The sequence below is a fragment of the Streptomyces sp. NPDC037389 genome (assembly GCF_040636475.1).
Taxonomy (GTDB): Bacteria; Actinomycetota; Actinomycetes; order Streptomycetales; family Streptomycetaceae; genus Streptomyces; species Streptomyces hesseae.
This window is the reverse complement of sequence record NZ_JBEZUS010000004.1, coordinates 129,790-150,568: the sequence shown is the minus strand read 5'-3', so window position 1 is coordinate 150,568 and position 20,779 is coordinate 129,790. Positions and strand designations below refer to the sequence as shown.

At 70.9% G+C, this 20,779-nt stretch carries 22 protein-coding genes; 20 read left to right on the top strand and 2 right to left on the bottom strand.

Annotation, left to right across the window (positions count from 1 at the left end; all coding sequences use genetic code 11):
- The first annotated feature begins 166 nt into the window (after window positions 1–166).
- The 3 genes from AB0E98_RS10310 to AB0E98_RS10300 all read left to right on the top strand — a co-directional run bounded on the left by AB0E98_RS10310 (window position 167) and on the right by AB0E98_RS10300 (window position 1,668).
- Window positions 167–496, top strand: a complete 330-nt coding sequence (locus tag AB0E98_RS10310; protein ID WP_361700865.1) for a hypothetical protein — start codon at window positions 167–169, stop codon at window positions 494–496.
- Between the two features lie 147 nt (window positions 497–643).
- Window positions 644–1,039, top strand: coding sequence for a rodlin (locus AB0E98_RS10305; protein ID WP_361700862.1), 396 nt, complete (start codon window positions 644–646; stop codon window positions 1,037–1,039).
- A gap of 176 nt (window positions 1,040–1,215) precedes the next feature.
- Window positions 1,216–1,668 carry a rodlin gene (locus tag AB0E98_RS10300; protein ID WP_361700859.1) on the top strand — a complete coding sequence of 151 codons (453 nt, stop codon included), beginning with the start codon at window positions 1,216–1,218 and terminating at the stop codon, window positions 1,666–1,668.
- Between the two features lie 87 nt (window positions 1,669–1,755).
- Here the strand turns inward: AB0E98_RS10300 and AB0E98_RS10295 are convergent, their stop codons facing one another.
- Both AB0E98_RS10295 and AB0E98_RS10290 read right to left on the bottom strand, forming a co-directional pair.
- A complete protein-coding gene (locus tag AB0E98_RS10295) occupies window positions 1,756–2,022 on the bottom strand; it encodes a hypothetical protein (protein WP_358623777.1) in 267 nt (88 codons plus the stop codon).
- A 154-nt stretch (window positions 2,023–2,176) separates the two neighbouring features.
- Window positions 2,177–2,590 carry a helix-turn-helix transcriptional regulator gene (locus AB0E98_RS10290; RefSeq protein WP_361700856.1) on the bottom strand — a complete coding sequence of 138 codons (414 nt, stop codon included), beginning with the start codon at window positions 2,588–2,590 and terminating at the stop codon, window positions 2,177–2,179.
- Between the two features lie 238 nt (window positions 2,591–2,828).
- Here AB0E98_RS10290 and AB0E98_RS10285 point away from each other — a divergent pair, with 238 nt between their 5' ends.
- The 17 genes from AB0E98_RS10285 to AB0E98_RS10205 all read left to right on the top strand — a co-directional run bounded on the left by AB0E98_RS10285 (window position 2,829) and on the right by AB0E98_RS10205 (window position 20,775).
- Complete coding sequence (locus AB0E98_RS10285) at window positions 2,829–3,044, top strand: hypothetical protein (RefSeq protein ID WP_311612792.1); 216 nt, start codon at window positions 2,829–2,831, stop codon at window positions 3,042–3,044.
- A gap of 82 nt (window positions 3,045–3,126) precedes the next feature.
- Window positions 3,127–3,345: a hypothetical protein gene (locus AB0E98_RS10280; protein WP_189455678.1), complete on the top strand. Its 219-nt coding sequence runs from the start codon at window positions 3,127–3,129 to the stop codon at window positions 3,343–3,345.
- A 123-nt stretch (window positions 3,346–3,468) separates the two neighbouring features.
- A complete protein-coding gene (locus tag AB0E98_RS10275; protein WP_361700852.1) occupies window positions 3,469–5,535 on the top strand; it encodes a hypothetical protein in 2,067 nt (688 codons plus the stop codon).
- A 33-nt stretch (window positions 5,536–5,568) separates the two neighbouring features.
- Window positions 5,569–6,204, top strand: a complete 636-nt coding sequence (locus AB0E98_RS10270; protein ID WP_361700849.1) for a hypothetical protein — start codon at window positions 5,569–5,571, stop codon at window positions 6,202–6,204.
- A 79-nt stretch (window positions 6,205–6,283) separates the two neighbouring features.
- Entirely contained in the window at window positions 6,284–7,066 is a 783-nt protein-coding gene (locus AB0E98_RS10265; RefSeq protein ID WP_361700846.1) for a nucleotidyl transferase AbiEii/AbiGii toxin family protein, read from the top strand.
- Window positions 7,067–7,211: 145 nt separating this feature from the next.
- Window positions 7,212–8,975 carry a type IV secretory system conjugative DNA transfer family protein gene (locus AB0E98_RS10260; RefSeq protein ID WP_361700843.1) on the top strand — a complete coding sequence of 588 codons (1,764 nt, stop codon included), beginning with the start codon at window positions 7,212–7,214 and terminating at the stop codon, window positions 8,973–8,975.
- A gap of 14 nt (window positions 8,976–8,989) precedes the next feature.
- Window positions 8,990–10,045, top strand: a complete 1,056-nt coding sequence (locus AB0E98_RS10255; protein WP_361700840.1) for a hypothetical protein — start codon at window positions 8,990–8,992, stop codon at window positions 10,043–10,045.
- Window positions 10,042–10,809, top strand: coding sequence for a hypothetical protein (locus AB0E98_RS10250; protein WP_361700838.1), 768 nt, complete (start codon window positions 10,042–10,044; stop codon window positions 10,807–10,809). The genes AB0E98_RS10255 and AB0E98_RS10250 overlap by 4 nt, the downstream gene beginning before the upstream one ends.
- Window positions 10,809–11,303 (top strand): hypothetical protein, encoded by a 495-nt coding sequence (locus AB0E98_RS10245; protein ID WP_361700836.1) that lies wholly within the window; start codon window positions 10,809–10,811, stop codon window positions 11,301–11,303. Before AB0E98_RS10250 ends, AB0E98_RS10245 begins: the two co-directional genes overlap by 1 nt.
- Window positions 11,300–12,259 (top strand): hypothetical protein, encoded by a 960-nt coding sequence (locus AB0E98_RS10240; protein ID WP_361700834.1) that lies wholly within the window; start codon window positions 11,300–11,302, stop codon window positions 12,257–12,259. The genes AB0E98_RS10245 and AB0E98_RS10240 overlap by 4 nt, the downstream gene beginning before the upstream one ends.
- 339 nt (window positions 12,260–12,598) lie before the next feature.
- A complete protein-coding gene (locus AB0E98_RS10235; RefSeq protein ID WP_361700832.1) occupies window positions 12,599–13,765 on the top strand; it encodes a conjugal transfer protein in 1,167 nt (388 codons plus the stop codon).
- Window positions 13,766–13,852: 87 nt separating this feature from the next.
- Window positions 13,853–14,086 carry a hypothetical protein gene (locus AB0E98_RS10230; protein ID WP_229354211.1) on the top strand — a complete coding sequence of 78 codons (234 nt, stop codon included), beginning with the start codon at window positions 13,853–13,855 and terminating at the stop codon, window positions 14,084–14,086.
- Window positions 14,083–14,733 (top strand): hypothetical protein, encoded by a 651-nt coding sequence (locus AB0E98_RS10225; RefSeq protein WP_361700828.1) that lies wholly within the window; start codon window positions 14,083–14,085, stop codon window positions 14,731–14,733. The genes AB0E98_RS10230 and AB0E98_RS10225 overlap by 4 nt, the downstream gene beginning before the upstream one ends.
- A 12-nt stretch (window positions 14,734–14,745) precedes the next feature.
- On the top strand, window positions 14,746–17,292 hold the full coding sequence (locus tag AB0E98_RS10220; RefSeq protein WP_361700826.1) for an ATP-binding protein: 2,547 nt from the start codon (window positions 14,746–14,748) through the stop codon (window positions 17,290–17,292).
- Window positions 17,289–17,828 carry a hypothetical protein gene (locus AB0E98_RS10215; protein ID WP_361700823.1) on the top strand — a complete coding sequence of 180 codons (540 nt, stop codon included), beginning with the start codon at window positions 17,289–17,291 and terminating at the stop codon, window positions 17,826–17,828. Before AB0E98_RS10220 ends, AB0E98_RS10215 begins: the two co-directional genes overlap by 4 nt.
- A gap of 2 nt (window positions 17,829–17,830) precedes the next feature.
- Entirely contained in the window at window positions 17,831–19,981 is a 2,151-nt protein-coding gene (locus AB0E98_RS10210; protein WP_361700820.1) for a hypothetical protein, read from the top strand.
- Entirely contained in the window at window positions 19,978–20,775 is a 798-nt protein-coding gene (locus tag AB0E98_RS10205) for a hypothetical protein (protein WP_361700817.1), read from the top strand. The genes AB0E98_RS10210 and AB0E98_RS10205 overlap by 4 nt, the downstream gene beginning before the upstream one ends.
- Window positions 20,776–20,779: the final 4 nt, after the last annotated feature.

The following is a 20,779-nucleotide window of genomic DNA, read 5'->3' as shown; positions in this document are numbered from 1 at the left end:
TTGTGGCGGCCGGGACGGGTGCGACGGAGGGAATCTAGCCGGACGGCAGGCAAGGCGAAACCATACTTGACGCCCGGCTAGGGGGCTCTTACGCTTCCGACCGAGCTGACTAGCCTGGCGGCAGGTACGTAAATGTGACTGGACCGAGGGGATGGTGCGCGTCGACATGGCACGACATGTTGCTGCCGCGATCGACTACTACGCACACGACTACTACGCGACGGGTCTCGCCGCGGCCGGTGGTGCGCGCCATGAGGCGCCCGCCGACGCCGCGCCGGACGACCGGGCTCCGGCCGGCCGTTCCCCGGCGGAGCCCCTGCCCGCGGTATTCGAGGGGCTGAGCGTCCCGGTGCGCACGGCGGCCTCGCTGTTGGGGCTCTCCCCGTGGACCGTCGCCCATCTCATCGAGCGCGGCGAACTGCGCAGCGAGCGCGGCGGGCAATATCGGTATGTGACGCTGACCAGCATTTTTTCCTATCGACGGCTGACCCGTTGAGGGTCTTTTGGATATCGCTATGAACGCCGATCGGGCTTAGCGCGTCCCACTGGATCGAACGAGTGAAACCCCGCAACCCAAGGAATGGGTCGGAGTTATTCAGAACGCTTTCTCTGTGGGGGCGCTACTCGATCGAAAGGCATAGACGTGCTCAAGAAGGTTCTCGCCACGGCCGCCCTGTCGGCTTCCGCGGTCGGCGCCGTCGCCTCGCCGGCGATGGCCATCGGAAACGACCAGGATGTCCTCAACGCCAATGGCGCCAAGACCGGTTACGGCAACACGGCCACCGGCGGCAAGGAAAGCCCGCAGATGAGCCTGATCCAGGGCACGCTGAACAAGCCGTGCGTGGGCATCGGGAAGATCAACGCCCAGGGTCTCGTCGGGGCGGTTCCCATCAACCTCCAGGACATCCCGATCCTCACCTCGCAGCAGCAGCAGCAGTGCACCGACAACTCGACGATCAACGACGGGGACGACCCGCTGTCGCACATCCTCGACGAGATTCCGATCCTGTCGGGCAACGGCTCGGGCAACGGTCACTGACCGGACCGTCCGGCTACGGACAAGAGTCCCTCTGCGGCGGGTGTGCGGGACCCGCTGCGGGGGGACTCCCCTTTTCTCTGCGCTGGGCCGAAGGGATGAAGGCCGATAACCTTCGCGGCCGCTCCGAGTTAGGCAGTGAGTCCAGGAATTCCGTCGACCGGAGCTGAGGAAGAAACGTGTTCAAGAAGGTTGTGGCCACGGCCGCGCTCGCGGTTTCCGCGGTCGGTGTGTCGTCGGCCCCCGCGTTCGCTTACGGCGGGAGTGACGCCAGGGACGTCTACAACGCCAACGGTGCCATGCAGATGTACGGCAACACCTACACCAGCGGCTATATGAGCCCGCAGATGGGCCTGATCAACGGCTCGTTCAACAAGCCGTGCATCGCCATCGGCAAGCTGGGCGTCCAGGGTCTCCTCGGGGCGGTTCCCATCAGCATCCAGGACATCCCGATCCTGTCGTCGTCGCAGCAGCAGATGTGCACGGAGAACTCGACGATCAACGACGGGGACGACCCGCTGTCGCACATCCTCGACGACATCCCGATCCTGTCGGGCAACGGCTCCGGCAATGAGGGAGGTCTCTTCGGGGAGTTGGGCGGCCGGGGGCACGGTCACGGTCACGGCCACTGACGGCCGCGCCTGACCCGCCCGGTGCGGGAGCCGCCCTCCGGTCTCGGGGCCGGGGGCGGCTCCCCTTCCGTTTTCAGCCCGCTTGTCTCAGCTCTCGTGGTAAATGGTCAGCACCGCGCCGCCGACCTCCACGCGGCGGTGTCCCAGCCGTTCCCCCCGGCGCAGCGCGCGCAGGCAGTCGCGGAACATGGCCATCTCCTCGCCGGTCAGCACGGCGGCCGCCAGGTCGAGCAGTTCGGCGACGCTCCGTTCGGTGAGCACTTCGGGCAGCTCACCGGAGAGCAGGACCACGGATTCCCCACAGCGCCCCCGTACGACGGCGTTGGACGTCGAGGCACCACTGACAACGAGCACGCATTCCCCCTGGCTTCGGGCAGACCGAGACGATAGCCCGGTGGGGACGCGCTCCTCGGGCGGACGCGAATATTCGCCGGAATCCGGTGATCCAGGGAACCGTGGACGCCGCCGACGACGTCCGGTACTGAACTCGCCGGCCCGAACGGGTGGTTCAGCCCCCGTCCGGGTGGTCCTTGGGCGAGCGTTCGAGCAACGACTCGACCAGCGCCGCCACATGCCGGCGGTCGTCGGCGGACAGCCGGTGGACACTCGCGATCAGCAGATCGACCTCCGGGTCCGCCGGCGTGGCCGGCTCCCTGGTGTCCGGGGCGGCCGGTTCCGCGGTCGGGTAGAGGTGGATCCCGCAGGCCTCGGCGGCCGCGCGGCGCAGGGTGTCCAGCGGGAGCTCGAGACCGCGCGACAGTCCTTCGAGCGTGGCCGGCTGCGGCATCCGCACCAGACGCTCGGCCGTGGCCAGGTGGTGCACGGTCGACCGCGGAACGCCGCCCCGGCGGGCGACCTCCCCGTAGGACCACCCCTGCCGGTCCAGTCGATCTTTGATGATCTGGCTCAGTGCGTTGGTCACTGAAGGTCGCTTCCTGCTCTCGGCTGGCTCGGGCGCGCTCGGGTGAACCGATTCTACGGAGGCCGTCCAGAGGGGATCTTCGGGGAACCACTTGCGCGGCGTCGGCGGACCCCACTACTGTCCAATCTCGTTGGACAGCTTGTCCGACCGCATCGGACGCGAGCCGGGGGGTCCTGCCCGGGTCCGGTCGCGACACCGCGGTCCGTCATCGCGGACCACGATCCCGAGGGGGACGACCATGCTCGATGTGCACGAGCTCGACGCCGAGTCCGCTGAGCTGCTGCCGGGTCGTGAGGCCCTGGGGAAGCTGAAGTTCAGCTTCTCCCGCACCACGACCGTCACCAAGCACATCGCCAACGTCTCGGCGCACAACACGTCGACGGCGCTGAACGTCTGCTCGCCCGACGCCGTCGCCCAGTCGGCGGCCACGCAGACCATCGCCATCCAGCAGTAGCGGCGGGGGCCGCGGCCGGCTCCGGCCGCCCGCGGCCCGCCACCGGCACATCGTTCGCACGTCGTCAGAGAAAGGCACTGCCATGAGCATGAACGCGCACGAGCTCGACGCCGAGTCCGCCGAGCTGCTGCCGGGTCGTGAGGCCCTGGGCAAGCTGAAGTTCAGCTTCTCCCGCACCACCAGCGTCACCAAGCACATCGCCAACGTCCACGCGCACAACGAGTCGCTCGCGGTGAACGACAACTCGCCGTTCGCGGTGGCGCAGTCCGAGGCGGCCCAGTCCATCTCCATCAAGCAGTAGGCCGGTCCGGCCCACGCGCTCGGCGGACCGCGTCCAGGGGAAGCGCGGTCCGCCGATCCCCAGGGGGGCTTGGGGGTTGGGGACAGGGGTGGATCCGTCGAAGTTCGTCCAGGGGGAGACCAGATGACGGTGGTCGGAGACCACGAGGCCGGCCGTAGCCGCCATCGCCGCACCACGGGCACGACCACGACGATCCACTTCGGCACCGGGGGGACCGAGGTCCGGACAGGGGACAGCGGAGCCCCGGTGCCGGGCCCCGGCGGTTTCCCGTACGTCCTGCCACCGGCGTACGCGGAGGGGGAGACCACCGGGACCCCGCCGCCGCCCGACGCGGAAGCCGTCGTCCCACGGCTCAGCGCCGGGCTGCGGCTGCACGGCGAGTACCAGGGCTCGGGGTTCACCGAGCCCAAGTACATCGCCCGCCGCGGCGACGGCCAGGTGGTGCAGCTCTCCCGGCTGCTCCACCTGGTCGCCTCCGCCGTCGACGGGCGGCGCGACACATGGGCCATCGCCCGGGAGGTCAGCGTCTCGTTCGGCCGCGAGGTCAGCGCCGACAACATCGCCTATCTCGTGGAGACCAAGCTCCAGCCGCTCGGCATCACCGTGCCGCCCGGCCAGGAGGGCGACGAGGTCCACGCACCGCGCTCCGACCTGCTGCTGGCCCTCAAGGGCCACCGCGTGATCTTCAACGAGCGGCGGGTCGCCGTCATCGCCCGCTCGCTGGCCTGGCTGCACCGCCCGCCCGTGGTGGCGGTCGTCCTGATGCTGGCCCTGGCTATGGACACCTGGCTGTTCGGCGTCCACGGCGCGATGACGCCCGTGCTCAACGTCCTCGACCAGCCGCTGCTGCTGCTCGTGGTCTTCGGGCTGACCGTCGCCTCGCTCGTCTTCCACGAGTTCGGCCACGCCTCGGCATGCAGATACGACGGCGCGACACCCGGCTGCATCGGCTGCGGCCTCTTCCTGATCTGGCCCTCGATGTACACGGACGTCACCGACGTCTACCGCATCGGCCGGGCCGGACGGATCCGCACCGACCTGGGCGGGGTCTACTTCAACGTCGTCTTCATGCTGCTGCTGACCGGGCTGTACTTCGCCACCGGCCAGCCCTTTCTGCTCTGCGCGGTCTACCTCGGCCACTTCGAGGTGCTGGAACAGCTGATGCCCGCCGTCCGGCTCGACGGCTACTTCATCCTCGGTGACCTCGCCGGAGTGCCCGACCTCTACGGCAAGATCAAGCCGATCCTGCTGAGCGCGCTGCCCTGGCGCGGCACCGACCCCGCCGTCGCCGACCTCAAGCCCAGGACCCGGGCCGTCGTCACCACCTGGGTGCTGACCATGGTCCCGCTGCTGGCCGCCGAGGTCGCCTACGCCCTGTGGAACCTCCCGCGCCTGATCGGCACGGGCATCCGCTCCCTCACCCAGCAACTCACCGGCACCTACGAGGCGTTCGCCGACGGCCAGCTCGCCGCCGGGCTCGCCGGAGTGCTGGGCAGCCTGATGCTCATCGTGCCGCTGGCCGGCATGACGTACCTGTCCATCCGGCTCTCCGGACGGCTCGGCCGCAACGCCCTGCGCGCCACCGCCGGACGCCCGCGGCTGCGCACCGCGCTCGTCCTGGCCGTCGTCGCCGTGGCCACGGTCCTCGCGTACGCCTGGACCAGCGGGGTCACGCCCAAGCCGCTGCCGCCCAAGCCGCCGATCGCGCCGATCCTCCAGCCCAACGTCCCCACCGTGCCGCCCGCGCCCGACCCGGCCGAGGCGAACGCGCACGCCCCGATCGCCGGGCGCGCCCCGAGCGGTGCCATCCCGGACGCGGCCACCCCGGCGCTCTCCCCGCTGCCCTGGCGCACCCCGTCGGCCGCCCCGGGGCTCCCCTCGCCGCCCCCGTCGGCCGCCCCGGCCCCGGCCGCCCCGGCGGCGGGCCCCGCGCCGGCCCCCAAGCCCTCCGCGGTCCCGGCCCCGATCGTCCTGGCGCCCACCACGGCGCCCCCGAAGCCCCCCGCGCTGCCGCCCTCCCCGGCACCCAAGCCGGTGCCCACCCCGGCCGCGACCGCGTCCCCGTCGGCCGCGTCCGCCCCGCCCGCCCCGGCCCCCGCGCCGGCGAGCCCCCCGGCCCCGGTGCCCACCACCGCGTCCCCGGCGCCCCCGGCACCTTCGCCGACGGCGACGCCTGCCGCGACCCACTGATCCACTCAGTCACACCGTCGCAAGGAGCACTCCATGAACGCCTACCTCTCGCGTCACTTTCTGCGAGCCGGTCTCCTGGCCGCCGGGCTCGCCGCGGCCGCCACCGGCCCGGCCCAGGCCGCCGAGGCCATCGCCGTCACCCAGGACGGCGTCCGGACGACGGCGGACCACCGGCACCACATCGAGTACCGCGACAGCTTCACCATCCACCAGTTCGGCACGGTCGCGGCGGCCCGCGTCGGCAACCGCGCGGACGCCAAGTCGGTGGGGTGCACCGCCGACGACGCCTGCCGCTCGGTGGCTCTGTCCTTCCAGGTCGTCACCCTTTCGGGGCAGAACGTCCGGCTCTCCGCGGTCAACAACGGCCACGCCGTCAACGAGCACTGCGACGGCTGCCAGACCCTCGCGGGCGCCTACCAGTTCGTCGTCTCGACCGCCACGCCCGCCCGGCTCACCGCCGACGCCCAGCACCGGCTCGCCGGCATCCACCGCAGGCTGGACGCGCTGAGCGCCTCCCGGGTGCCCGCCGCCGACCTCAAGCGCCAGGCGGACGCCCTGGCCGACGAGGTCAAGGCCCTGCTGTCCCAGCCCACCTCGCTGACCGCCGCCCACCCGGCCCGCCCGTCCGTGAAGGTCCACCGCCAGCTGGACGGCTGGCCGCAGCACTGACGACGACACTCGCGGGGCGCGGCACGGCCGCGCCCCGCGACAGCACGTGGTGATCATTCCCTGCGCGATAATCACGACCATGGAAGCGGATGGCCCTGAGCCGATCGCCGGGTCCTTCCGGCGGCTGATCGCCCACCTCGTCACGGCGGGGACGGCGTATCCGCTCGTCCTGACCGGCGGCCTCGCCCTGCGGGCGCTCGGCCTGACCACCCGGCCCGTGTGCAACGCGGCCCTCGCCACCGACAGCCAGGAGCCGATGCCCGCCGTCGTCGCGGCACTGCGCACGGCCCTGGAGGAACACGGCTGGCGGGTGGGACACACCGAGACCGACCCGCTGTCGGCCCGCTTCGCGGTGACCGACCCGGAGACCGGGGAGGAGCGCGCCGTGCAGATCCTCAAGGAGACGGTCTGGCGCCCGCTCGTCCCGACGGAGCTCGGCCCCTGCCTGGCGGCCGAGGACGTCGTCGGCACCAAGGTCCGCGCCCTGGCCGCCCGGGGCTTCGCCCGCGACTTCATCGACGTCCACGCCGCCTCCGCCCACTGGCCGCCCGCCGAGCTGGAGGAGTTCGGCAGACGGCACGCCTGGGACGAGGCCTTCGACCCGGCCGACCTGCGGGCCCGGCTGGACGGCGCCGACTGGATCGACGACCACGAGTTCACCGCGTACGGGCTGGCGGAGGACCGGGTCGCCGAGCTGCGCGGCTGGGCACGGGCCTGGTCCGACGACATCGGCGAACGGCTGCTGGAAGAGGCGCCGTACGAGGACGAATCCGAGGACGAATCCGAGGACGAACCTGAGGGCGAGTCCGAGGATGAGTCCGAGGCCGAGGACAGCGCGGACCCTCCGTTCCAACAGCCCTGACCAGGGACTTTCGCTGGAATCAGGGGTGTTACCGTCTGGGCTCCTACAGGAACGCAGGCGAGGACGGGGGTCGCGCGTGGCGAACGCACGGGAAACGGGACGGAAGAGGGAAAAGGGCACTGGGCCCCAGGGTGAGATAGCCCTGGTGAAGGGTGTCGCCGTGGTGGCGGGGCTCTTCGCCACCTGGCATCTGGCCCTGGTGGCCACCGCCGACGACATGGCCGTGACGGACGTCGCCGCCACCGTCAAGGCCCTCGCCCTCCACCGGCCGCTGGACGGACTGGCCGAGGACGGCATCCGGGCCGCCTCGCCCGCCGTCACCGTCTGCGTCTGGCTGGCCTTCATCGCCCTGCCCATCGCCCTGATCACGCTGGCCGTGCGCGCCCGTGCCCGGCGCGTCCACGGCGCCGGCGGCGAAGGCCTGGCCTCCGCCGTCGAGGCCCGTCACAACCTCGGCGAGGCACGCGCCCGGGCCGCCGCCGCGCAGACCCGCGCCACCAGCTTCTCCGGCAAGGACGGCCGCCACGACGCCAGGGCCGTCGCCCGCGCCGAACTGCGCGAGTTCGGCTGGCGGATGGGCCGGCAGCTCGGCAGCGGACAGCCGCTCGTCGCCACGCCGGAGGACTCCATCGCGGTCATCGCCCCCTCCGGCGGCGGCAAGTCCCGCAACGTCGTCATCCCCGCCTGCCTCGACGCGCCCGGCCCGCTCGTCGTCACCTCGACGCGTGCCGACGTCCTCGACGTCATCGCCCAGCCGCGCTCCCGCCAGGGCAAGGTGTGGGTCTTCGACCCGCTCGACACGGTCGGCTGGCCCGAGCGCATGGTGTGGGACCCGGTCGCCGGCTGCCAGGACGGCGAGACCGCCACCTCCCGCGCCCTGTCCTTCTCCGTCGGCATGGGCGCCGACGACGGCTCGTCCACCAACGCCGGCTTCTTCCAGCAGACCGCCTCGTCCGCCCTCACCCGCCTGCTGCACGCGGCCGCGCTCGAAGGCCGCACCATCGAGCACGTACTGCGCTGGGCCACCAACCTGGAGAAGGCCAGCGAACCCCGCGCCATCCTCACCGACCACCCCGGCGCCGAGCCCGGCTGGGATGTCCTGCTGCGCTCCGTCTCCACGGGCGCCGACGAGACCGTCGCCTCCACCCGGCAGACCCTCGCCGCACAGCTCGAACCCCTCGCGCTGCGCAAGGTCCTGCGCTGTGTGACGCCCCAGGAAGGCGTGCCGGTCTTTGACGCGGACCGCTTCGTCGCCTCGCGCGACACGCTCGTCCTCATCAGCGACTCCAACGCCTCCACGAACGTCTCCCCGCTCACCACCATGCTGCTCGGCGAGGTCGTCGACGCCGCCAAGCGCCGCGCGCCCCGGACGCCGTCCGGCCGCCTCGACCCCTTCCTCCGCCTGGTGCTGGACGAGGTCGCCAACGTCGCCCCGCTGCCGAAGCTCCCCGCGCTCGCCTCCGACGCGCGCGGCTACGGCATCCACCTCGTCTACGCCCTCCAGTCCCTCGCCCAGGCCGGGCAGCGCTGGGGCGACAAGGAAGCCGCCACCCTCCTCGACAACGCCGCCGCGACCATGGTGATGGGCGGCCTCAAGGACATCGAGGCCCTGCGCCGCTTCTCCGAGCTCATCGGCGAGACCGAGATGGCCGAGCTCTCCACCTCCCGCGACACCCAGCGCCTCTTCGGTTACACCACCTCCGAGGTCAACCGCGAACGCCGCATCCTGCGCCCCGAGGAGATCCGCCAGCTCCCGCACGGCCGGGCCCTCCTCCTCTTCCGCGGCGCCCCGGGCGTCATCGTCGAGCTGGAACCGTGGGACCAGAGCCCCGACGGCCAGGCGCTGCGCGCCGCCGAGCAGGCCACCCGCGCGGCACGCGTCGGCCGCCCGCCGATCGAGCACCTGTAAGGGGGGCGCTGACAGTGGACGACGTACTGCCGATGGACGACGTACTGAAGCGTTCGGACTTCGCCGCCTACCGGGCGGACCTGGAAGAGCACATCAAGAAGTTCGCGCTGGGCGTCAAGCGCGAACAGGGCGAGGTCGAGGAGATCCTGGGCGAGATCCTCGACCGCCTGAACGCGCTGGAGGCGGTCGCCGTGCCCGGGGCGTCCACCGGCGGCGGCCACCTCCCGTGGTCGCTGCGCGCCACGGAGAAGGACTGGCAGGACCTGGCCGACTGGATCGACTGGCTCGGCCGCCACTACGCACCCCAGCTCCACCTGCGTTTCTGGCCCTGCTGGCCGGCGCACGGCGGCGTCGTCGAGGAGCTCGCCGCCCTCCGCGCGGCCTGGTGCGCGGCCGTCGAGGCCGACGCCGACCCGGCGCGCGCCGGCTCCGAGCTGGCGTACTGGCACCAGATGTGGCTGTGGCCGACGGTCGAGCGCATCCGGCAGAACTACATGTTCAGCGAGTGCGAGACCGACCACTCCCCGGACCGCCCCGGCCGCCCCACGGACACGACCGCCCTCCGCGCGCGCGTCGCCGAGGCGGAGACGGAACGCCTGCGCCTGGAGAACGCGCGGTACGCGTTCTTCGCCGAGGTCCCGCCGGGGTTCACCGTCGACCGGCCGGACGGCCTGTGGCGTTCGGCCGACGACGAGACGTGGGAGTACCTCTCCCTTCTCGACTGGGAGTGGCACGCGGTGGAGAAACCGCCGGTGAAGCGGGAGATCCTCCACCCGCTGCCGGCCGAACGGGCGCTGGAACTGGCCGCCGACCGTCAGTCCTGGGTCACCTACTGGGCCCACCACACCGACGAGCCGGACTGGCGGGCCGGGATGCCGCCGACCACGGTGGTCCGGCGCCGGCGCAGCCCGGAGCGGGTCCTCGACGAGGCGTACGGCCCGGACGGCGTCTGGGAGCCCACCGACGCCGTCCACGACTTCCTCAGCGCCCGGCCCTCCGACCCCCCGCACCTGGTGGAGATCGACGCGACGGAGGCGGCGCGGCTGACGGACGGGGACATCGGCCTGTGAGCACCGACAAGCCGGTGGGCACCGACAAGCCGGTGGGCACCGACAAGCCGGTGGGCACCGACAAGCCGGTGGGCACCGACAAGCCGGTGGGCACCGACAAGCCGGTGGGCGCCTGGCAGGACGCCCGCCCCGACGACGCCCGCCCCCTGTCCCTGACGGCCGACGAGAACCGCCTCGTCACGGCCCGCTGGGAACGCGCCCGCGCGGCCCATCCGCAGCTCGACACGGTCGTGGAAACCCTGGCGTCCCGGCTGGCCGAACCGTACGGGGCCCGCCTGGAGGGAAAGCAGTACCGCCTGAAGTCCCTCATCGCCTTCCGCCGCCGGGCCGCCGCCCGTAAACGCCTCCGAGTCGACGTGGAAGCGTTCGCGCGCAAGGTCACGGACCTCAACCGCTACACCCTCGTCCTCGCAACCGATCACTACACGGCGGGCGTCCAGCAGACATACGCCCTCCTGCACGAACAGGGCTTCGAGCTCGTCCCCGGCTCGGAACGGAACACTTGGGAGGACCCCCTCTACAAGGGATTCCGGGCGGCCTGGCAGCGGCCGGGCGGAGAGCCACGATTCGAGATCCGCTTCCATACGGCGGAGAGTTATTCGGCCCAGTCCGAGAACCAGCTCCTTTACGATCTCTACCGCTCGGGGCGGGTCCGGGACGCGCATGCCGTGTCCGGCCCGGAGTTCTCGAAGGCGCGCGAGCAGGCGGCGGAGCTGGTGCAGAGCGGGCGTTACGGAATGAAATCCGGAAGGGAAGGTCACTGATGGGTGATCAGAGCACTTACGAGTACTTCGTCAAGGCGACGCCGCCGAACACGCCGGAGCGGCCCTCCAGCCTGTGGCGGCGGTCGGGGGACGAGTGGGAATTCCTGTCGCTGCTCGACTGGGAGTGGCACAAGGTCAAGGACACCATCGAGCATGTGCCGGGGCCCGGGGCCCTGCATCCGGTGACCGCAGAGCGGGCCGCGGAGCTGGAGGCGGACCGGCAGGGCTGGGTGACCTACTGGGCGTTCTACTCGTCGGAGCGCAGGTGGCGTGCCGGCAAGGGTCCCACCACGGTGGTCCGGCGCCGGAGGAGCCCTGAGCGTATTTACGACGAAACGTTCATGCAGGGCGATGTGTGGGAGCCCGACAGCGCGATCTTCGAGTTCTTCGACGCGCGTCAGAGCAACCCCCCGCACCTGGAGGAGATCACGGTCGAAGAGGCTGAGCGACTCCTTCAGGAACTGCGCGGCGTGATGGGGGCCACCCAGCTGTGAGCAGTTCAGACGTCGGCGCGTGGCAGGGCTCGGCGGAAAAGGCCGAGGACCACCTGCAACTGACGGCCGACCAGAACCGCCTGGTCACCGCCCGGTGGGAGGCGGCCAAGGAGGCACGTGGCGGCCTCGACGACATGATGCGGGGCATCGAGCAGCAGTCGGCCTCGCAGGGCGGCAGGCTGGAGGGGCTGGACCACTCCCTCAAGGGCCTGGACTCCTTCCGGCGGAAGGCCGCCGTCGCCGTGAAGCGAGGCAGTGACGCCCAGGAGGTCTGCGAGGACGTCGACGACCTCAACCGCTACACGCTGACATTCGAAACGGACGAATACGTCCAGGGCACGAAGCAGACGTACGCGGAGCTCCAGGAACGCGGCTACGAGACCGTATACGAGTACAACACCTGGGAAGACCCGGTCTATAAGGGTGTGAACACGGCGTGGGAACACCCGGAGACCAAGGAGCGGTTCGAGCTCCAGTTCCATACGCCGGAGAGTTTTAAGGCGAAGTCGGACAACCACGAGCTCTATGAGCTGGCCCGCTCGGGGAAGTTCGAGGAATTCAACACCAAAAAGGAGCCGAAGCGGTCCGAGGCCTACCAGGAGGCGTCGGACCTTCTCCAGAACGAGCGGTACGAGAACGTCCGCATCCCTCCGGGCGTCGAAGAGCTGAACGAGCGCAAGATTCGTGCCACGCTCAATCCGAATCTGGACCCCGAAGTCATCGAGCACGTCCGGCGCATGGAGGCGGATCTCCAGGCCACGCATGCCGCGGCCAAGGAACAGCAGCAGGCGAACACCCTCGGCAATGGCCTGGGCGAATCACTGGATACCGGCGGCCGGGGCCTGCGTGACAGATTGGGCGCGAAGGCCGAACCGCCCCGCCGCTCCGACGTGTCGCCCACCATCGCCGACCCCGTTCCGGCGCAGTCGCGCGGGCGTGGCCGATCGATGTCGTAAGGCCTGCGCAACAGAATGGCTACAAAGGGCCGGGCCCGGCCTGGCCGCCTACGCGGACGCGTCGGCGGGGTCACCCGGAACCTGGGGCGAGCGCTTCCGATACAGCCCATATTGTCGGAACTTTGCGCCTATTGGCGCGGGCAGAGTTGGTAACTGTTCTGCTACTAGTTGTCAAATGAAGACATTTGACGATCAGTAATCAGCCAACGTACTGTCCTCGCACTCAGGCGTTGTACGGGGGAAGGGTCGCCAGGGTTGAGCACATTCAAGACAGTCGTGTGGCGAATACTGAATCTGCCGGAGCCGCACGACAAGGCTCCGGTAGCGCCGACTGCTGACATGCTCGCGCCACAAGCAACCCCGGTGGCCCAGCCCGCCGTCGCCCCCTCTCCCGCGCCCGTTTCCGCCCCCGCCGGCCTCCAGCAGTGGACGGACGCCGCCGCGCGGCTGCAGTCGCAGACGCCGGGCCCCGCCCGCACCGAGCCGGCGGCGCCCGAGAGCGCGCCCAGGACCGCCCCCGGCAGTCAGGTCCCCTGGCGGATCGAGGACGAGAAGAGCGGCTCCAAGTTCGCCGTGAAGGTCGGCCGTGGCGTGCTCTGGGGCGTCGTCGCACTCGCCGCGATCACCGGCATCCGGTCGTGGTTCTGGGCCCCCGCCCCGCCCAAGCCCGCTCCCACCAAGGTCGACAGCGGGCCGCAGTACCCAGTCCAGGAGGCGCAGGCGGTCGCCGCGCGCTTCGCGCGCTCGTATCTGACCTGGGACGAGACCGACCCGCAGGCGCGGGCCGGCGCCCTGGCGCGGGACGTGCCGAGGGGCACCGACACCACCACCGGCTGGAATTCCAAGGGCCGCCAGTCCGTGCTCGTCGTCCTGCCGAGCACCGTCTCCGTGGTTGGCGACAAGCGCGCCCGCGTCCGGGTGGACCTCCTGGTGAGCGGCCCGGCGCCGGCCGACTCCGCCCCCGCCCCCGCCGACAAGGACAAGGGCGACAACAAGGACGACGCCAAGAAGGGCGACTCGAAAAAGGACGACGCCAAGAAGGACGCCAAGCCCGCCCCCGCCACTCGGTGGATGGGTCTGGAAGTCCCCGTCGTCGAGGCCTCCGGCCGTGTCGTCGTCACCGGCGAGCCCGGCATCGTCGGCGTGCCGAACGGCGGCCCGTCCGTACCGGCGCCGACCGCCAAGAGCAACGACATGGAGTTCAGCGACAAGACCCGCGGCGTGGTCGAGGAGTTCTTCTCGAAGTACGCCACGGGCGAGTCCGGTTCGGTCGCCGCGCCCGGCGCCTCCATTCCCGCCCTGCCGTCCGGCATGACGCTCGGCACGATCCGCAACTGGACCGTGGACGAAGGCAGCGGCACCGACCGCGTCGGCACGGTCGTCGTCAGCTGGAACGTCGGCGGGGCCGAGATCGAGCAGACCTACCGGGTGAAGGTCACCCGCGTGTCCTCGGCGCAGGCCGAGCGCTGGCAGGTCTCCGAGGTCCACGGCGGATTCACGCCGTAGCGCGCCGGTCCGCCGACACCCACCCACCCACCCACTCACTCATTCATTCACTCACTGCTGTCCGTTTTCACCACGGGGGAGATACCGATGCAACTCGCGCTGACCAGTGGCGCCGAACTCAAGTCCTGGGTGTTCCTGATCGCCGGGAACATCTTCCTGATCGTCCTCGCGGTCAGGGCCATCGGCCACTACGCGAAGCGCGAGTGGGGCGAGCTCCTCGGCCACTTCCTGGCCGGCGTGGTCGTCGCGGGCTTCGTCTTCGCGCCGGACGTCTCGCAGACGATGCTGACCGAGGTCTGGAAGAAAGTCGCCGGCTCGTGAGGGTGGGGCACACGTTCACCCGCCACTTCGACCTGGAGACACGGCAGCACGAGCTGTTCGGCATGGACCTCGGCGAGGGCCCCTCCCGCCGCGTCCTCGTGACCGGTGCCGTGATCTACGGGGTCTGGGTGGGTGGACTGTTCCTCGCCTTCGGGATCCCCTCGAAGATCTTCTTCACCCTCTACTTCGCTCCGCCCGCGCTCATCACCTTCTACGGCGCGCAGCGCTCCCGGCGTAACGAGCGGCGGTGGAACCTGACCCAGTGGGCCCTGGCCATCCGCTATCTGACGGTGGGCCACCGGCCCGTCATCAACGGCGGACGGCGCGCGGCCGACCGCAGCGAGTGGCTGCCGCTCCGGGCCCGGCTGGGCGATCGGACGGACGAGTTCCTGGCCCTCCCGGGCATGGGCGTGTTCGAGGGCGCCCTCGGCGGCGACGAACCCAAGCCGACGGCGGGCCGCCCGGCGAAGCTCGACGCCCGGCCCCGGCTCTACGGCCCGGACCACGTCTACCGCGTGCGGACGCGCGGCCTCTCCGCGAAGGAGCGCAAGGCCGCCGAGCAGGCGGCACAGAAGAACGTCCAGCACGCGGCCCAGCAGGCGTGGACGGGCAGTGCGGCGCACCGGCCCGGCCCGGAAGGCACGTAAAGGTAGCCGACATTGAAGCTGTTCAAGGGCATCGCCCGTTTCCTCGGCGTCGAGGGTGACCGTTCCGCCCCGCCGCCCCGCTATGTCGCCCTCGCGGACGGCCTGATCGTCACCGAGACCCACGCCGAGGCGTGGTTCGTCCTCTCGGGCTCCAACACCGACCTGATGTCGGAGAGCGCCCGGGACGCCGAGCACGACCAGGCCAGCAGCGCGCTCGCCCGCACCCTCTCCGGCTACGACTGCCACCTCAAGGTGCTCTGGGCGCCGCTGAACTCCAACGAGTACCGCGACGAGGCGGAGAGCCTCTTCTCCGCCGGCGACTACGCCGCCTGGGCCGAGACCCGGATCGACCGCCTCGACGACCTGGAGCTCCCCACCCGGCTGCTGCTGCTCGGCGTCCGTCTCGTCGAGCGCTCCACGCAGGCGAAGGCCCGGGGCAGCCGCGGTGTCCAGGACGCCATGGGCATCGGCTCCACGTCCGTCGCCCCGAAGGAGCTCGCGCGGCTCGACGCCCTCACCCGGCGCCTGGGCCGACAGCTGGAGACCACGCCCTGGAAGGCCCAGCCGGCCACCGTCGAGATGCTGGCCTGGATGATCGCGCGCGAGCAGCGACGCGGCGCGCCGCTGCCGACGCCCGACGGCGACGGCACGATCACGGGCGCCAAGCTGGCCCAGCTCACCCGCGGCCGGGTGCTGCCCTACCCCGACCACCTGCGCATCGTCGACCAGCGCGGCGAGACCTCCGCGTGGACCGCGGTCCTGACCATGGACGGCTTCCCGGAGGAGATGGAGTCCCCGGGAGCTGGCGAATGGCTGCGGGCGATCGCCGAGATCACCTACGTGCCCGAGTACACGGACGACGACCTCGACCGGGACATCCACGTCAAGCCGGTCAACGCCGAACCGTCCGTCCGCTTCAGGGTCCTCCACAAGCGGGACGCGCTGAAGCAGATCGACGAGGTCCGCCGGCTCGCCAAGGAGCAGCGGCAGAGCGCCGCCAAGCACTCCGCCGGCGAGACCGCGCAGGAGATCGAGGAGACCGAGGAGACGATGACGGCCCTCTCGCGCGACATGAAGCGCGAGGACGTCACGCTGCTGGAGGACCACCCCCGCCTGATCGTCAGCAGTGACGTTTCGCTGGAGGACCTGCGCAACCGCTGCGATGCCGTCATCGGCTTCTACGGCGGACTGGGCATCGAGGTCAGCGTCGCCGCCGAGGAACAGCGCGAGCTGTGGCTGGAGTCCCAGCCCGGCGACATGCTGCGGGTGCCGGACCTGGTGCACACCCGGACGGTCGGCGCGTTCGCCGGCTCCTGGTTCTGGGGCGGCGCGTCGGTGGGCGACGACTCCGGCCCGATCATCGGCTACCTGACGGGCTCGACGCCCGGCGTCGTACGCAACGACCTCACCGGCGGCTCCGAGCGTGGCGACGCCACGACCTCGGCCTTCATCGGACGAAGCGGCCGCGGCAAGACGACCGCCATGATGCTGTCCCTGCTGGACTCCGGCTTCCGCGGCTCCTTCGTCCTCGCCCTGGACTTCAAGGGCGACATGGGCGGCCTCGTCTCGGCCGGCCGCCGCTACGGCCTCAACGCCCACCTCATCGAGACGGGCTCGCAGTTCGCCGGTGTCGCCGACCTCTTCACCCTCCTCTCCGGCGAGAGCGCCGAGCGCGCCCAGACCGAGGTCCCGGCCCAGCTCGGCATCGCGCTGCCGCAGCACCTGCGGATGCGCGGCGCGGAGACCCCGATCCAGAGCGCGGTCAACGAGGCCATCGCCGAGGGCGACCCCGCGACCTGGAAGGTCATCGAGCGGCTGCGGAAGTCGGACGACGAGCTGAGCCGCGAGGCGGGCGACGCGCTCTACGAGCTGTCGCTGACGGGCCTGGGCGCGCCCTTCATGGGCAGGCCGTCCGGCACCACGCTGATCACGCCTTCCCCTGGCATCTGGGTGGTCCAGGTCCCCGGCATCACCCTGCCGTCGCCGGACGACGGCCGTGACGACTGGTCGGTGCACCAGCGGCTGTCGGTGGCCCTCGTCCACTCGCTGCTCGCCTACGGCATCAGCATGGCCGGCCGGAAGGACCTGCGCGGCCTGCGCAAGGTCGTGGCCGTGCCCGAGGTGCACGTCCTCACGGCGACCCGCGAGGGCAGCTCCTTCCTCCAGTACATCGCCCGCGTCGGCCGTGCGCTGCACACCGCGCTGGTCGTCGACACCCAGGACCCGGAGTCTCTGGCGAGCCTGACGGGTCTGGTGGAGCAGATGACCACGGTCTTCGGTTTCCAGCTCACGACGGCCGAACAGCAGGACGCGATGGCCGCGCTGCTTGACCTGCCGAAGGGCGACCACACGCGCCAGCTCATCCAGGCGATCGGCGTCGACGTGACGCAGGAGATCCGCCACGGCCACTGCATCATGCGCGACCGCCGATTCAGCAGCGCGACAGTGCAGTTCGACGTGCCGTCGCTGGAGATCCTCGAGCTGCTGAACACGACGCCCAAGACACAGACCGTGGCACCGGTGCCGAGTACGTCCGAACCCGAGGGAGTAAACGCATGAAGCGAACAGCGACGGCGGCCGTGGCGGTGGCGTCGGTCCTGGTGGTGACCGGGTGCTCGTCGTCGGACGGCGATTCCGGCAAGGACGGCAAGAAGCCGGGCTCCGGGGCGTCCAAGACGCCGGAGGCTTTCGGGCAGGACGAAGCGGCGATGAAGGCCGTTGCGGTGAAGTACCGGCAGGCCGTGGACCAGCGGGATTGGCGCCAGATGTGCGAGTTGTCGACCCAGCAGGGTCGGGGCGGCAAATCGGTGGAGGACTGCGCGAAGGAAAACAGCCCAGGCGATGGTGACCACACTCCGGCCACGGTGAAGGTCGAAGGAGATCCCCAGACCATTCCGGCATCGGGCGACTACCTCGCCGGGACCGGGCTCATGGTGTCGTCGACGGTCAACGGCAGTGATGGCCGCCATGTCTATCGGATAGCCCTGCGCATGGTCAAAGAGGACGGCAAGTGGCTGGTCGAGCAGAGAGCGGACGTCTATGACACCGACATGAGGCACGGTGCTCCCGTGCGCGACGCCCTCCTGAGGTCGTAGGGATGAGGATTCCCCGTTTCCGTAACCTCGTCATTCCGGTCGTCGGGGCGCTCACCACGCTGATGGCGGCAGGCGGCGCCGCCGCTGCGAAGGATAGGGACTACTCGAAGTACAACCCCGCCGGCATGGGCGCGCTGCTGCCTTCGCCCGGCACCCGGCCCGCCGGGCAATCGGGGACGCTCTTCGAGCGCTACAGCGGCAGCGGCCTCTACCAGCTGGACACCCAGATCGGCTGGGACGAGATCGGCTATCAGATCCAGAACGGCATCGCCACCATCTTCATGGGCCTGACGGTCCTGGTGGGTCTGGCGGCCGTGGTCGTCGTGCAGTGGGCCATCAAGTTCACCTCCGTCAAGGAGCTCCAGGACTCGATCACCCATGCCATCTCCGGCGCCGCCGGAACCGTGTCCGAAACTCTGCTCCCCACGGCCCTGGCAGTGGGAGCACTGGTGGCGTGGGCCAACCACAGAAAGGCCGGTGGCAGCGCCCTCAGCCAACTGGGCTGGGTGGCCGCGTCCGGCATCCTCTCGGTGTCATTGCTGTCCACACCACAGGTATGGGTGGACGGAATCGACTCCGCGCGCAGCATAGGCAGTTCGGTGGCCATGGAGGCCGCCAGCGCCGGTCTGGGTGCCGAGACGAAGGAGCCCATCGACATCAAGGGCGATGTTTCCTTTAATGGGTCGACCCAGGACAACATGTTGCGCAAGTCGGCGGACGCGATCTGGCGCTCGTATGTCGTGACGCCCTGGTGCGTCGCCGAGTTCGGCAACCTCACCACGTGCAAGGAGTTCGCTCAGGGGCTCTGGGACGAGAAGGGTGACAACACAAAGGGCCGCGAGCAGTGGCTGCACGACAAAGTGTGCGCCAATGACGGCGAAGACGGCTGCGAAGGAGGGGTGGGAAGGCCTGCCGTCGACTGGCGCCAGGGCAAGAACGCCGGCCGCGTCCCCGTCACCATCGCCGCCTTCGTCTGTGTCGTCCTCTTCGCCGCCCTGGCCATCGCGCTTGCCTTCGCCTCCCTCGCCTCGCTCATCGGCGCGCTGATGCTGCTCCTGGCGGGAGTGGTCTTCGCCTGCATGTGGGTCATCCCAGGTAGGCCGAGACAGTGGGGAGTGCGCTGGTTCGACATGCTGCTGGGCTTCACGCTCCAGTCGTTCGTCAGCACGATGGTGCTCGGCTGTGTGCTGATCCTGAACACCGCGAGCGTCTCGATGATCGGCAAGTACGGCTGGTTCGCCTCGGCGGGCATCAGCATCACCAGCGCGGTCGTGGCGTTCAAGTTCCGCGGCGTCATGGAGAGCATCGTCGGTGTCACCGGCGCCATGAGCCCGGGAGCGTCCGCGTTCGGCTCCGCGATGGCACGCGGCGCCGGAAGGCTGGCGGGCCGTGCCACCGGCTGGACGGGGCGAAAGGCCCTGCGCGGCGCCGGAATGGCGGGCAGGGGGGCCGGCCGGATGGCGATGGCCGGGGCGCGGAAGGGCGCCCAGGCCTTCGACGAGAAGGCCTCCCACATCGGTAAGGCCGCGTCCATGAACTCCTGGATGGCCAAGAACGCCGCCGTGCCTCTCAGCCCGGGCCCCGGTGGCAAGTCCCGGGACGGCGCGGCGCAGGGCGCCTCGGCACGGGGCGCCTCGGGCGGGCAGGACGCCTCCGGCCGACAGGGCACGGGTGGCATGGCCGGCCGACGCGGATCCGGCGGCGGGACCGGCGCGGGCACGTACCGCGGCGGCGCCGGCAAGACCGTGGACCTGCCGGCGCGGCGCACCACCCCGGTGGGAACCGTACGCCCGAGGCCTGTTGCTGGAGCAGCGGAGCGGGACAAGGCTCAAGGCAGGAACGTACCGGCGCAGCCCGGCCGGGCGGGGGCCGCGGCACAGCAGCAGGCCGCGAACCGTCGCCGTCCGTCGCCCTCGCGACCCGGCGGCGGCAACGGCCAGGACGGCTACCGCTTCCGCTCGGCGCCGCCGCCGCGCAGCGTGCCCCGGCCGCAGCGCATCAGTGACGGCCGCAGGGCGGCGGCCGTGGCCCACCGGAACGGCTCCGCGCAGGCGCAGAACCGGCAGGCGCAGAATCGTTCCTCCTCCGGTGCCGCCACCACGGCCCGGACGCCCGCGCCCGGTCGTCGCCGCAGGAGGGGGAACGGCTCATGAGCAAGGCGGACAGGTCCAAGGACTCCGCCGAGTGGCGTGAGCTGCTCAAGGCCGGATTCGAGTACGAGTACCCCGAGGAGATCCAGCAGGCCCCCAAGCGCTCCCTGCGCCGCCGGGCCCGCAAGATCTACCGGCAGGATCAGAAGGTCGAGCTCAAGCGGCGCATCGCCGAGGAGCGGCGCCGCGAGCCCGTCACAGCCGGCGGCGCGGTCGTGGTGGTCGTCTGTCTGCTGCTTGTCGGCCTGGCCGCCAACCACTGGTGGCCCGACCACGCCGGGGCGCCGTCGACGGTGGTCCAGGCGGGTGGGGACGCACCGGGCACGGATGCGCGCCCGGACCGGGGCGGGAGTCCCGGCGGCGCGCCGTCCCCCGCCGCGTCCGCCTCCACCGTGCCGAAGGCCGACCTCAGCACCCCGGAGAAGACCGCCGACGGCTGGGCGCGCGCCTACCTGAACCGCAACCCGCCCGTGGACAAGGACCAGAAGGTCCCGGTCCGGCGGGCGGCGCCGTGGATGACCGAGGCGCTGGAGAAGAACCTCGAGCAGTTCGACGACAAGGCCTGGTACCAGCTGGTGGCCGACGGCGGCGTGGCCACGGTGGACAAGGTCACCGTCGGCCCGGCCGACGACGACCGTGTGCGCAAGCAGGCGGACACACCGACACGTGTGTGGCGGAAGGTCACCGTCGACACCACCGTCGCCGGCTACCAGAAGCACAACGACACCAAGGTCTTGCTGACCGAGATCACGCGCGGCGACGACGGCTGGCGCGTGGGCAGGGTCCTGGGGGTCTGAGCCG